The organism is Bradyrhizobium sp. (assembly GCF_016462955.1).
In the GTDB taxonomy this organism is placed as follows: Bacteria; Pseudomonadota; Alphaproteobacteria; order Rhizobiales; family Xanthobacteraceae; genus Bradyrhizobium.
The window spans coordinates 1-11,910 of sequence record NZ_JAEMSD010000183.1 but is presented as its reverse complement, the minus strand read 5'-3'; the positions used below and the strand labels follow the sequence as shown (position 1 = coordinate 11,910).

Genomic DNA, 11,910 nt, shown 5'->3' with positions numbered 1-11,910 from the left:
GCAAGCGTGAATTCGCCGCCGACATGGGCGCGCAGGCTCACGCGCTTCGCATGGCCGCTGAGGGGGCCGTCGCCGCCTACGAGCAGGTCATCGGCGAGCCCTGGAAGCCCTTCGAGCGGCAGGTCGAGCACGCCGGCGAAACTGTCACCAAGAAGGCCGCCGCGGCTCAGATGGCGGTGTTCGAGTAGACCTCAAGGCGGGGCCTCGGCCCCGCCTTCCACATGTTCATGCCGCGAGGGCTGGTCGCGAGACCGGCCCTTTTTCGGGTCGCCGGCAAATCCAAGAGAAAAGCGGCGCGTCGCGCCAGCGCGGCCCCACCCGGTCGGTGGTCCGTGCGGCGGATACGGCGCCCGCGCAACGGCTGCGCCGTCCTCCGCTGCGCTGCGGCCCGGCCGGGTGCGCGAGCACCTTGGTGCCGCCGCGAAGGACCCCGTGAGGGGCCGCGGCAGGCGCGGCCTCCGAGACGGAGGTCATTGAAATGAGCAGGAACGAAGGAAAACCGCGCGCCGACATCTACGCGCGTATCACCGATCGCATCGTCGCGGACCTGGAGCGCGGCGTGCGGCCGTGGGTCAGGCCGTGGAATACGGTCAACGCAGGTGGGTGCATTACGCGGCCACTGCGCCACAACGGGACGCCCTACCAGGGCATCAACGTCTTGCTGCTTTGGTCGGAAGCCGTATCGCGCGGCTTCACGTCGCCGATGTGGATGACATTCAAGCAATCTCTCGAGCTCGGCGGCCACGTGCGCAAGGGCGAGAGCGGAACCATGGTCGTCTATGCAAACAGGATCACTAAGATCGAGACGCACGACAACGGCGACGACGTCGAGCGGACCGTGCCGTTCCTGCGGGCCTACACCGTATTCTGCGTCGATCAGATCGACGGCCTCCCCGACCACTACTACGCGCGCCCTGCTCCGAGCATGCCGTCGGCGCAGCGCATCGCGCACGTGGACGCGTTCTTCGCTAACACCGGCGCAACCATCCGGCACGGCGGCGACAAGGCGTTCTTCGCGCCATCGCTCGACCTCATCCAGATGCCACCGTTCGAGACCTTCCGCGACGCGGAGAGCTATGCGGCCACGCTCGCGCATGAGTGCGTGCACTGGAGCGCGCCGGCGCACCGCGTCAATCGCGATCTTAGCCGCTACGCAAAGGACAGCAGCGAGCGCGCCCGCGAGGAGCTTGTCGCCGAACTCGGAAGCTGTTTCCTCAGCGCCGATCTCGGCATCGTGCCGGAGCTTGAGCCGCGAGCCGACCACGCGAGTTACCTTGCGTCGTGGCTGGAAGTACTGTCCAACGACAAGCGCTTCATTTTTTCAGCGGCGGCGCACGCGCAGCGCGCCGTGACCTATTTGCACGATCTTCAGCCGAAGCCGGCCGAAATCGACCAGGCAGCATGAGCGCGACGCCATCGCGTCTTGCCCTTGCTCTTCAGCCTTCATGAGCTCACCAAGGCCTCGCCTAGCGGCGAGGTCCTTCTTGTGTGCAAAGTCGTGCGCTTCCGTCTTCCGGAGGCGGAGCTCTTCCCCATCACCTCGTCTAGCGCGGGTAGGATTTTCCGCGTGGGGCCGCTGGGATCCCGAGATATCCGTCCGCTCCTCAATGGGTGTCTTCCCGCAGCTCAAGGGCGATACAGCACGAATTGCGTTCGTCCGGCATCCACTCGCGGTGACCGTAGCTTGAAAGAACCTTCAGGGGCGCGGGCGAGTCTCTTGGCTGCGTGGCCCCGCCGTTGTCGTGCGGTGCGCCTGCTTCTCACCAGTCATATCCCCTCGGTCGGCCTGACGCGCCCAGTGCGTCCTCGACTTGGCATGTCTAACCGAAGGCCGTCGTCGCTGCGCTCCGCCTCGATTCCACGACCGCAACGGCCGTTCGCGGCTTTCTTCCCCTGGGGCGCTGCGCGCCCATTCCTCGCGAGGCAAGAAAGCCTCGCCCTGGCCGCCCTCTACTTCGTGCCGGCCCTTCAGGTGCGGTCCAATCGCCTTCGGTCAACGACAGCCATCGAGGTCGCGGTGGTCGCGGCCCGAGAACCGAAAGAGGATACGAACATGGCTACCATCGGCAACTTCACCGTGAACGGCAATGGCTTCGTGGGTACCGTCAAGACTCTCGCCCTCGGCAACGTGAAGGCCAAGATCGTCGCGGCCGACCGCACCTCCGAGAAAGCCCCGGACTTCCGCATCTTCGCCGGCACCATCGAGTTCGGCGCCGCGTGGAAGAAGAAGTCCCAGGAGCAGAACCGCGACTATCTCTCGGTCAAGCTCGACGACCCGAGCTTTGCGGCGCCGATCTACGCGACGCTAGTCGAGATCGAAGGCGAGGAAGGCCACTCGCTCATCTGGTCTCGCCCGAGCCGCGACTGAAACCTGCGCTAGAAGGCCTCGCCAGAGGCGAGGCCTTCGCCTGCCAAAAGGCAGAGACGACGATGTGTAAGATTTTGAACGCGCGCATGTCGGCCAACCGCTCGAGCGCGGTGCGATCTGTATCGGCCGCCTCGAGGTCTCCTAGAGGATTCCCCAGGCCCGGTACCGCCCTCGCCCGGTGGCCTCGCGCAGGCCGAGCTCGATCACCAGGCTCAACGCCGCGCGTGACGTGATCCCCAATTCTTCAGCGATCATGCCGGCAGAGACAACCGGGCGGGTCAACACGTAATCGACGAGCGCCGGCAGTTTGGAAGTGGACCGGCGGCCGGTAAGTTTCCGAAGGAGGAGGGTGCGCTGGTTGAGCCAGCGATCGTGCGCCTTCAACCCGGCCTCGGCTGCAGCCGTGATCGCATCTAGCTCCGCCACAAGCCGCATCGCTGTGTCGCGCGACCGGCGCCGTTCGCGCGGGATGGTTTTTAGCCCGTCGTGCAGGCAGGCGAGGTGCGAGCGCGTTTTGCCACGTTGACGCAACAGCGCCGCTGCCAGCAAATGGCCCAGCCATGGCCTGTGCTGTAGCGGTTCGATGCTGTGCCATGCGTCGGCCGCGATGGCCGCTGCGAGCGTCGGCGGCAGGCTGCGGGCCTCATCGAGGCTGGCGCGCCAGGCGTCGAGGCGGTCGTCCTCGTCCCAGTCGATGTCGTACACCAGCGGATCGCGATCGGTCGCGTAACGGAATTGACTCGGGCTATCGCTGGCGAGGGCACGATCGGTCTTGGCCATCGCGGCATCGACGGCAGCGAGCGCCTCAGACAGCCGATCGTCATTTGCGGCTAGTTCGAGCGCCGCCTCCAGCCCATCGCCGGCGTCCTTCGCATCGCAATCCCCTGCTCCACCCTCTTCCTGCTCGCCGCCTGCCCCTTCCATGTCGCTCGTCCCGTCCAGGCCGCGCAAGGCGGCAAGGCCGGCCGGCGACAAAGCCCAGTCGGGCTTTTCCCGGTCGATGCGACGGCGGGCGCGCAGCACGGCGCGTGCCCGAGTCAGCTCGTGGGTCGGTGCGCGGATATCCATGCCGGCGTCATGGAGAACGAGATCTTCGAGGTGGACGAGCTCGCCCTCCAGCCATAGACTGGCGCAGGCATCGGTGAAGTGGTTTCGGCTGATCCACCCATCCCGAATTGGGCTCTTTGCGAGGCGCTCGTCGAGGCGGGCAAGCGCGTCCTCAGCGGTCGCAAGTGGGCCAGCCATAGCAGCCCAAGGCAACGGATCTGGCGTTTTGTAGCCGAAGAGCAAGGCCTTGATAACCTTAACAGGTGCTGTTGAAACGGAATCTATCAGGCTGATAGATTCCGTCATAGCGACATCCGCTTTCTGTTGTCTTGCAAGCCTCTCTTATCGACAAGGTTGGACGTCAGAACACAAAGTCAGTGGCTTTCGCGGCCCAGGGGCGCCGTCCGACATGGTCGTGTGCCACCATCGATTTTGGTGGTTTGAGACAGTCCCGCCTTCTTCGGAAGGCCCCTGCCCTTCCAATCGCCGGCCGATCGTCGGCTAGGATTTGTATCTCCCGACTTACCTGCCCCTGAGCACTCCTGCGCCTACGGCATCATTCAGCTTCGATGTCAGTCTGCGGAAAATCGGTGCCTTTGAACATCAAAGGCTCCCCTAAGTGGCGAGCGCAGGCATAGGCAAAACAGTCCCCGAAATTGAGGCGTGCCGGGTGCCGCCCCTTGCCGTAACGGTCAAAGGCGTCGAGCGCTATCCGGGCCGTTTCGGGTGGCACTTGCACCATCTTGATCTCCATCAGCGCCAGATAACTCTCGACCGCTTCGCTAGCCTCAGAGATGGGGAGACCAAGCACTCGGGCTACGGCAATCGCTGCCTCCCACACTGCCAGCGGCGAGGTCAGTCGCGTGGCCGCTTGGTGAAGGCGCGCCAAAAGCTCCCGCGCTTCGTCTTCGTCGGTCAGCATGGCGGTCAGCGCCGAGGCATCGATAAACATCAATCGTCCCCGTAAAGGCCGTCGCGGAACGCCTTGTCTGCGGGCTTGCCCTTTTGCGGATTGCTCCTGGCCCGGAGATCGCGACAGAACTGTACGCCCAGATCGACCAAGGACGGCTTGCCCTGCTCGCGCTCCAACTCGTGGGCAAGCGCCGTATGCACGGCCTCGGTGAGTCCGATCTTCTTGAGCGCGGCGACCCTGCGGGCCAGCGCGTCGGTCTCGGGATTCTTGATATGGAAAGCCATCGGACGCTCCTCTATCCGCTGTTGTGTATCCTTATATAGCACGCCGGATACACCACTTGAAGGCCGACCCAATTGTCTCCTCACGGGTGGGCAGCGGATCCGATGGTTAACGTCGATTGAAGTTCCTCCGCCTTTACTTCGACAGTACGCTCCTGCCGGGGGTTCTGTGCCGCGCCCAGCCCCGTCCTACGGCGCGGAATGAATCGTCGCGCCTCTGCCCCTGGGATTCGAGGCGCGCACTGAGAACTTCTCCAGCTTGTTGACCGCGGTCAACTTTCGGGGTTCGGACGCGCAAAGGCGGACGAGCAGGTATTTTAATACCGGTAAACGCTCGCCCATGGTGGGGTTCCTGCACTGTGCGAGCTTGCGGTCCCCCGCATAACATTACAGGGATAAGTCCGTCCTCAGTACCCTGGAAAAGTTGACCGCGGTCAACTTTTCCAATGCAGTACATCACGCGGTCCCTCGCTCTCGAAAAAGACCTTGGTGCCTGGAGCCCCCCACATCCCCATCCGGTTCGCCAAACTCGACAATCTGGGTCCAAGCTTTGACCAGGAGGCTTAAGCCGACCGAAAATCGCAAACTCCGAGATTGGTCTCGCGGACATGTCCGATCAGAGCTGCAGTGGGCAGGTCTGGTAAAAGCCTGCCGGCTTACCGCTGAAGGTCGATTCTCATGGGGCGCAACGACCGCGGGCAGGTAGAAGATCGCTTGGGCAGTCCGAATGAGCTTCCTTGAAAAACTCGCAGTCGGCCGATCGGTGATGGCGATGAGGTTCTGCGCTGTCTCGACATTGGCATGGCGCGTCTCGCAGTTGGCCCAGACGACGCGGGGAGTGGAGCGGCCCGAACGATCGCCAAAGCGGGCTCAGCCTGGTGACGCGCTGAGGTTCGCACTTCGCCGCTGCAACGGATGGTTCGGAAGTCTCAGAGAGAAGGGTTGTCGTGGAGATCTTAAGCTCCTCCATCTCATCATGAGCCGAAATTTCCATCGCTCGCGCTCCAAGATTTTCTCTCCCAGACGAAGACTGCATTGACCAGGCAACAACCTATCGTTCGGCGGAAGAAATCCTTCACGGCGCCAACCATAGATTTCTGAACGTAGAAGGTTTTCCTCGGCAGGATGTTTGGCGGCCAGGGAGAGTGTTTAGCTGATGGCGCCGAACGACTGCGGTGCTTGAGGTGTTCGACTCGATCAGTCTAGCCTACGCCATTTCAAATAGCAGACGGTGATTACGGGCGAACTTCGCCGAGGAGGGACCCGCTCCGCACCCACGTTGCTGCTACCTCGTTGAAATCGCGATGCAATGCAGAGCTCGGCCTTTGCACGACTGGCGCGTTGGCCTAGCCCGAGCCGCTCCGCGCCTTAATGTCTCGTTAACCCTTTCTTCATTGCCGAGCGGTAGAGAATCGGAGTTACTAACGCCGAATGTAGAGTTTTCGGCAAAATGTCGTAACCACGAGATGCCGCCGTGTCTTTGACAGAACAAACTGTCGCCGATCATTCGGCGTTAAATGAGCCTCGCGCGATCCATGAACTGATCGCTGCGGACGCTCGCGAGCTGTCGGCGAAGCTTGTCGCCCACAGACTAAAACTCTTCCCGCCGAAAGCCGCCAAAACCTTACGTCGATTCTCCTCCGGCGAAGCGGCCAAGTTGATCGGCGTGAACGACTCCTATTTGCGGCAGTTGTCGCTTGAGAAGAAGGGGCCCGAGCCCGAGATCGGTCCGGCCGGGCGACGTCTCTATTCCTTGGGCGACATCCAGGCCCTTCGGACGTATCTCGACGAGACCGGAAAGGCCTCGCGCCGATATCTGCCGACGCGCAGGGAAGGGGAGCATCTGCAGGTCATAGCCGTCGTCAACTTCAAGGGCGGTAGCGGCAAGACCACCAGCGCAGCGCACTTGGCCCAGCATCTCGCCTTGCAGGGACATCGCGTTCTTGCCGTCGACCTCGATCCTCAGGCATCCTTGTCGGCTCTGCATGGATACCAGCCCGAATTCGACGTCGAAGAGAACGGCACCTTGTATGGTGCCATCCGCTACGACGACAGCCGCCGCGAGCTGAGCGACATCATTCGACGGACCTACTTCCCGCTTCTGGATATCGTGCCAGCGAACATCGAACTGATGGAGTTCGAGCACGAGACGCCCAAGGCTCTAGCCCAGCGGCAGTCCGGAGATCCACTCTTCTTCGCAAGGGTGGCGACGGTGCTCGGATCGGTGGAGGCGAATTACGACGCCGTGGTCATCGATTGTCCGCCACAGCTGGGATTCCTTACGCTATCGGCACTATGCGCCGCGACCGCGGTCCTCATCCCCGTGCATCCCCAGATGCTCGACGTGATGTCAATGTCGCAGTTTCTCCTGATGACCTCGGACTTGCTGGAAGTCGTCGCTAAAGCCGGCGGCAACATGAACTACGATTGGATGAGATATCTCGTCACCCGCTACGAACCCGGCGACGGTCCGCAGGCGCAGATGGTCGGCTTCATGAGATCGCTTTTCGGCGATCGCATGATCACCAACATGATGCTGAAAAGCACCGCGATCAGCGACGCCGGCATAACCAAGCAAACCCTCTACGAGGTGCCGCGCGAACAGTTCACGCGATCGACCTACGACCGCGCGATGGAGTCGCTCGACGGCGTCAATGGGGAGATCCAGAATCTCATGCAAGCGGCCTGGGGGAGAGCCTAATGGGACGCAAGAACCTACTCAGCGATCTGCTGAGCGATGCCACGCAGGCCGCTCCGAGCGCGCTGCCGGCGGAGGAGGGGAGGGCACCCCAGCCGACCCTCGGCGGGCGCGGCGTTGTCGGAGCCGTGAGCCGATCGCTTGAGCGACTGTCTGCCGAGAGCGAAGCGGCGAAAGCGCTGGCCGATCGGTTCGCCAATGGTGAGACAGTGCTCGAAATCGATCCCTCGCTGATCGACGCATCTATCGTGCCCGACCGGATGCCCGGTACGGACGATGAGCATGAGGCTCTGGTCCAATCGATCTCCGCTAACGGCCAGCTCGTTCCCGTTCTACTGCGTCCTCATCCGAGTCAGCCGGCCCGCTACCAGACGGCTTACGGTCATCGCCGGGTGAGGGCGCTGAAGGCGCTCGGAAGGCCGGTCCGTGCGGTCATCAGGAAGATGACCGACGAAGAGCTCGTGGTTGCGCAAGGCAAGGAGAACGGCGAACGGAAGGATCTTTCGTTCATCGAGAGGGCAATATACGCCGTCACTCTCGAGGACCGCGAGTTCAAGCGTGACACGATCGGCTCCGCCCTCAGCGTCGACAAGACCGAACTCTCCCGCCTGATCTCGGTCGGTCGCGCCATTCCGCGTGCGTTGATCGAGGCAATCGGCCCAGCGCCGAAAACTGGCCGGAGACGCTGGATGGAGCTTGAATCCCTGCTCCAGGGCAGGGATGCAATTGGCGACTTGGCGCCGCTGATCTCGAGCCAGGCCTTTCGCAGTAAAGATTCCGATGCACGCTTCCTTGCCGTATGCGCTGCGCTTGCCCCCAGGCCGCAGCGAACGGAACCCGAGTCTTGGACATCGGCCGACGGCAAGGCAGTCGCTTTGATTGACCGCAAAACGGAAAAGACCACCCTCGCGGTAAACGAAAAGGTCGCCCCGGGCTTCGGCGAATTCGTCGTAGGGCGGCTAGGTGAACTCTACGTGGAGTACCTCAAGGGAACTGCGTAAGCGCGCTTCCCGAGGCTCCTGCAGAACATGGCGTAGCAGCAAAGGAGGCTTGCCGCGCGATCAGTAGGCGTATCGATTTTCAGCAGAGGAGTAGAACGCAAAGAAAAAGGCCCCCGAAACGTCTCCGCCCCGGAAGCCTTCTCTAACGTGTAAGCAGCCTTAGAGAATCACGGACGCGAATCCCAGTCAAGCGTATTTGCTGCGGTATCGATTCGCCGAGCGCTTTTTCTTTGCCTGGAAAGGCGAAGAACATGACCGACAGTCACCCAACGACGCCCTTCGGGCGGCGGACGCTGACGCTTGCCATGGTGGCGAGCCAGGCGGCCGCGAAGGCATGCCCTGAAGACAGAGTAGTTCACAAGTGGAAGATCTTCCGCGCGATCACCGATGCGAGGGATCGGCTCGATATCTCGGATCGTGCGCTGACCGTGCTCAACGCCTTGCTGACGTGTCTACCGGAGACGGCTCTCACCCCTGGCAACCTCGTTGTCTTCCCCTCGAATGCGTCGCTGAGTGAGCGCACGCACGGCATGGCAGGGACCACGCTCCGCCGGCATCTCTTTGCGCTGGTCAACGCAGGACTCATCATCCGCCGCGATAGCCCCAACGGAAAGCGATACGCTCGGCGATCCGGCGATGGCACAATCGAGCAGGCCTTCGGGTTCGATCTAACGCCGATCGTTGCACGGGCCGAGGAGTTCGATCGTCTGGCCGACGAGGTGAGGATCGAGCGCCGGACCATCGCCCTGGCGCGGGAGCGTGTCTCGATACTCCGGCGGGATATCGCCAAGATCATCGCCGTTGCGGCGGAGGAGGGGGCCCTGGGCGACTGGGGGGACATTCGGAGGCGCTTTGCCGGTCTCAGTGGCCGCTTGCCGCGCGCGGTCGGGCTAGGCCTCCTCGAGCCTCTGGCCGAAAGCTTGGAGCGTCTCGCCGCAGAGGCGGGCAAGCTGTTGGATTCTCATCTCTCTTCACAGAAAACGGACGGCAATGACAGCCATTCCGGCGCGCACTATCAGAATTCAAATCCAGACCCCTTAATTGAACTTGAACCAGCCTCTCAAAAAGGCGGGGGGACGATCAGTGAAACCCAACCGGTGCCGGAGAGGAGGAGCCAGCAGGCGACGGGATTCCCGTTGGGGCTGATCCTCAAGGCTTGCCCCGACATCGCGATGTACTCGCGGACAGGAATCGGAAGCTGGCCGGAATTCATCGCGACGGCCGCGGTCGTTCGATCGGCGCTGGGGGTCAGCCCGAGCGCCTGGGAAGACGCCGTGGACGCGATGGGGGAGGGCGATGCAGCGGTTACGGTCGCCGCGATCCTGCAACGCTCGGCGGAAGTCAAAAGTCCCGGCGGCTACCTACGGGGTCTTACGGCTAAAGCTAGGGCCGGCAACTATTCCATCGGACCGCAGATCATGGCGCTCTGGAAGAAGCAAAAGACCGCAAATAATGAACAGGCTTCCTAGCGGCGAGCGGGCATCATGCATCCTGCAACGCGGGGCCGCTATCATTTCCGCCGGCGGTTATCTGCACGTGCTGACGAAGCCGAGGCCGGCGAATTTTCGCTCGCCCGATCCTGATGGCGCAGATCAATTCCCGGCGGCGAGACAAGCAGCGGGCGTGAGGCGATGAGGTGTTGCTCCCAGACCTTGCCTTTTTCGTGTGATCGAAGCTGCCGGCGTTGGCCCGGCTGCTGCACTGTGTCGGTGCAAAGCCGTTCGGAGAGATCGTCATGGCAAAATGTGCTCCAATCATCCTCACGCCGTTCTTTCAGCTTCGCGATGAAGACGCCGTGGAGCAGCGGATGGTCGAGAACGCAGTTCTTGGACAACAGACGTTTACCGTCTGGTGCAACTCTGACGGTCGCATCCAAACCCAGCCGACCAGCGACGGCCTGTTGAAGAGCTTCTGGAGAGGGGCCGATTGAAGGAGATGCCCCTCGATGAACTCGTCGCCGAAGCCATCGAACAGGGCAAGAATGAACCGAATGATGACATCCTCGATATGTTCGAGACCCTGCATGACCGGTTGGTGCGGGCGCAAGGCATGGTCGCTGAGGAGATCGCGCGGCCCAGGCGATGACTCCTCGCGCCGCGTATGCGCCTGCGCGGTTCAGTCTGCGTCGAGCGCCGCGAGTTGGCTGCAAGGGTCCCGGCTTTATTTCTTCAGAACGGCTCCGGGCCAAGAGCAAGGCCGAAGGCCATAGCCGCCACAAGGGTGAACAGCAGACCGGCACCGCAGAAGATCGCGATATGTCTTCAGGTCCTCAATGTCGGTTGCCGGACGTCTGACGCGCGAGAGCGCCCTCGCCAAGGTGGCTATCATCTGTCTCCTCCGAAGAACGTGAGATGAGACCATAGAGGACCGGGCCGCGGAGCCGTGTGAGCTACGTCTCAATGACAGCTCGATTTCCGAGAGCCGGTTGGCGGGCAAGCATTGCACCAGCTTGGTGCCGCCGATTTGCAGCCGTCGACCACGCCTCTCGACGCTGTCGAGCGCCACGGCAGAGATGCGAAAAGCGGCCGCGGAGATGGCCCCTGGACCGGCCAGAACAGTAGTGAAGATTCGTCCCAGTCGATGAAGACACCGAAACTGACGACCAGGCAGTGCTCGGAATCTTAGGCTTCGCCGGACCCGGAAAATAGCGCCGTCGGTGGCGTTGCACGCGGTGGCGGGAGCGTTCGACCGCCCGGGGCTCCCGGTCTGCTCTTGAGATCGTATCGCTGGGCTAGGTCGAGCAGCCGCCGCTTCGTGAACGGGTCCGCGTTCTCGGCCAGATCGCGCGCCCGCTGCGCGAAGCCGCTGTAAAACTCTTCCACGACGCCACCCCCGCAACATCACTGAAAGCAGGATTTCAGTGTGAGACGCGCTCCGCGTCAAGGGGTCTGGTGTATGCGGACAAGTTTAGGCGATCTACTTGTGCTCGCGGCGCACCGGGAACTAAGCTGGTCCCGACAGGGAAAACCCATGACTCCGCCCTACCTGAGCCGGAAGCTGTGCCCAAAGTGCGGGAAGCCGATGACGGCCGTGCCCGACGACGTCGCGCCCGGCCGGCCGCGCTACGTTTGCCTAGTCTGCGAGGACGATCCGCTGCGCGATCCCGCCGCTCGAAAGTGGGCCGAAAGCCCGCTGCGGCCGCCGGCCAAATAACGTTCGAGTCGAAATCGAGCCCGGCAGCCGAATTGCTGCAGAGGCCGATTGTGCTCGCAAACCTATCAATGGTGTGGCGTACCGGCGGAAGCGTCCTGGACACGGCGGCCGGCATGTCCAAGGTCTCCAGCATTGACGCCTCGCCGCACGGCTCGGTCGCATGGCTGCGGATGCCGGGCTGTATCCACCCGGCCAGTACGTCGCCAGCCTCGCTATCGACCTTGCGATGGCGATTTCGACAGGTGCGCCGACGTTGCTGACAGCGACAAGCTCCATTGCAGGTGATGACGCGGTGCCTAGGTGGCCTGCCTGAGGTGAACTGCGTCTTGCTGACGCGCCGTTGCCTTGAGCTCCGAATGGCCGAACCGACTAAGGCCGCCTGTCTTCATTCCACGTGTTTTCGCGACGGGCGCACCCATCTGCGTCCTCGATAGAGGCTGGTCTGACCG

The 11,910-nt window shown here is 62.6% G+C and carries 12 protein-coding genes and 1 pseudogene; 8 read left to right on the top strand and 5 right to left on the bottom strand.

Translation table 11 applies throughout. The features are described 5' to 3' along the window. From JHD07_RS19330 to JHD07_RS19320, 3 genes and pseudogenes are all read left to right on the top strand, one after another. Window positions 1–188: pseudogene (locus JHD07_RS19330) on the top strand (hypothetical protein); the annotation flags it as partial. A 290-nt stretch (window positions 189–478) separates the two neighbouring features. Next, window positions 479–1,405 carry a zincin-like metallopeptidase domain-containing protein gene (locus tag JHD07_RS19325; protein ID WP_291624737.1) on the top strand — a complete coding sequence of 309 codons (927 nt, stop codon included), beginning with the start codon at window positions 479–481 and terminating at the stop codon, window positions 1,403–1,405. A 648-nt stretch (window positions 1,406–2,053) separates the two neighbouring features. Continuing rightward, window positions 2,054–2,368: a DUF736 domain-containing protein gene (locus JHD07_RS19320; protein WP_244443250.1), complete on the top strand. Its 315-nt coding sequence runs from the start codon at window positions 2,054–2,056 to the stop codon at window positions 2,366–2,368. Between the two features lie 141 nt (window positions 2,369–2,509). Here JHD07_RS19320 and JHD07_RS19315 read toward each other — a convergent pair whose 3' ends face one another. The 3 genes from JHD07_RS19315 to JHD07_RS19305 all read right to left on the bottom strand — a co-directional run bounded on the left by JHD07_RS19315 (window position 2,510) and on the right by JHD07_RS19305 (window position 4,612). Beyond that, a complete protein-coding gene (locus JHD07_RS19315) occupies window positions 2,510–3,721 on the bottom strand; it encodes an RHE_PE00001 family protein (RefSeq protein ID WP_291624736.1) in 1,212 nt (403 codons plus the stop codon). Between the two features lie 250 nt (window positions 3,722–3,971). Next, window positions 3,972–4,367 carry a type II toxin-antitoxin system VapC family toxin gene (locus tag JHD07_RS19310; RefSeq protein WP_291624735.1) on the bottom strand — a complete coding sequence of 132 codons (396 nt, stop codon included), beginning with the start codon at window positions 4,365–4,367 and terminating at the stop codon, window positions 3,972–3,974. After that, complete coding sequence (locus tag JHD07_RS19305; RefSeq protein WP_050631543.1) at window positions 4,367–4,612, bottom strand: type II toxin-antitoxin system VapB family antitoxin; 246 nt, start codon at window positions 4,610–4,612, stop codon at window positions 4,367–4,369. The genes JHD07_RS19310 and JHD07_RS19305 overlap by 1 nt, the downstream gene beginning before the upstream one ends. A 1,477-nt stretch (window positions 4,613–6,089) precedes the next feature. Between JHD07_RS19305 and repA the strand changes: the two genes are divergently transcribed. From repA to repC, 3 genes are all read left to right on the top strand, one after another. Then, entirely contained in the window at window positions 6,090–7,310 is a 1,221-nt protein-coding gene (gene repA / locus JHD07_RS19300; RefSeq protein ID WP_291624738.1) for a plasmid partitioning protein RepA, read from the top strand. Then, a complete protein-coding gene (gene repB, locus JHD07_RS19295; protein ID WP_291624734.1) occupies window positions 7,310–8,308 on the top strand; it encodes a plasmid partitioning protein RepB in 999 nt (332 codons plus the stop codon). The genes repA and repB overlap by 1 nt, the downstream gene beginning before the upstream one ends. Window positions 8,309–8,559: 251 nt before the next feature. Then, window positions 8,560–9,777 (top strand): plasmid replication protein RepC, encoded by a 1,218-nt coding sequence (repC, locus tag JHD07_RS19290; protein WP_291624733.1) that lies wholly within the window; start codon window positions 8,560–8,562, stop codon window positions 9,775–9,777. Window positions 9,778–9,818: 41 nt separating this feature from the next. Here repC and JHD07_RS19285 read toward each other — a convergent pair whose 3' ends face one another. Then, window positions 9,819–10,142, bottom strand: coding sequence for a hypothetical protein (locus JHD07_RS19285; RefSeq protein ID WP_291624732.1), 324 nt, complete (start codon window positions 10,140–10,142; stop codon window positions 9,819–9,821). A gap of 92 nt (window positions 10,143–10,234) precedes the next feature. Between JHD07_RS19285 and JHD07_RS19280 the strand changes: the two genes are divergently transcribed. After that, window positions 10,235–10,393 carry a hypothetical protein gene (locus tag JHD07_RS19280; protein ID WP_291624731.1) on the top strand — a complete coding sequence of 53 codons (159 nt, stop codon included), beginning with the start codon at window positions 10,235–10,237 and terminating at the stop codon, window positions 10,391–10,393. 536 nt (window positions 10,394–10,929) lie between these two features. Here the strand turns inward: JHD07_RS19280 and JHD07_RS19275 are convergent. Continuing rightward, window positions 10,930–11,130 (bottom strand): hypothetical protein, encoded by a 201-nt coding sequence (locus JHD07_RS19275; RefSeq protein WP_291624730.1) that lies wholly within the window; start codon window positions 11,128–11,130, stop codon window positions 10,930–10,932. Between the two features lie 148 nt (window positions 11,131–11,278). On the opposite strand from JHD07_RS19275, the gene JHD07_RS19270 reads away from it, so the two are divergent. Continuing rightward, the gene (locus JHD07_RS19270; protein WP_291624729.1) at window positions 11,279–11,461 is read left to right on the top strand and encodes a hypothetical protein; all 183 of its coding nucleotides are present in this window, start codon (window positions 11,279–11,281) and stop codon (window positions 11,459–11,461) included. Window positions 11,462–11,910 lie beyond the last annotated feature (449 nt).

Bases quoted from the DNA above. Each gene is read 5' to 3' on its own strand.
- JHD07_RS19325 (WP_291624737.1), top strand. From the start codon at position 479: ATGAGCAGGAACGAAGGAAAACCGCGCGCCGACATCTACGCGCGTATC.
- JHD07_RS19320 (WP_244443250.1), top strand. From the start codon at position 2,054: ATGGCTACCATCGGCAACTTCACCGTGAACGGCAATGGCTTCGTGGGT.
- JHD07_RS19315 (WP_291624736.1), bottom strand. From the start codon at position 3,721: ATGACGGAATCTATCAGCCTGATAGATTCCGTTTCAACAGCACCTGTT.
- JHD07_RS19310 (WP_291624735.1), bottom strand. From the start codon at position 4,367: ATGTTTATCGATGCCTCGGCGCTGACCGCCATGCTGACCGACGAAGAC.
- JHD07_RS19305 (WP_050631543.1), bottom strand. From the start codon at position 4,612: ATGGCTTTCCATATCAAGAATCCCGAGACCGACGCGCTGGCCCGCAGG.
- repB (WP_291624734.1), top strand. From the start codon at position 7,310: ATGGGACGCAAGAACCTACTCAGCGATCTGCTGAGCGATGCCACGCAG.
- repC (WP_291624733.1), top strand. From the start codon at position 8,560: ATGACCGACAGTCACCCAACGACGCCCTTCGGGCGGCGGACGCTGACG.
- JHD07_RS19270 (WP_291624729.1), top strand. From the start codon at position 11,279: ATGACTCCGCCCTACCTGAGCCGGAAGCTGTGCCCAAAGTGCGGGAAG.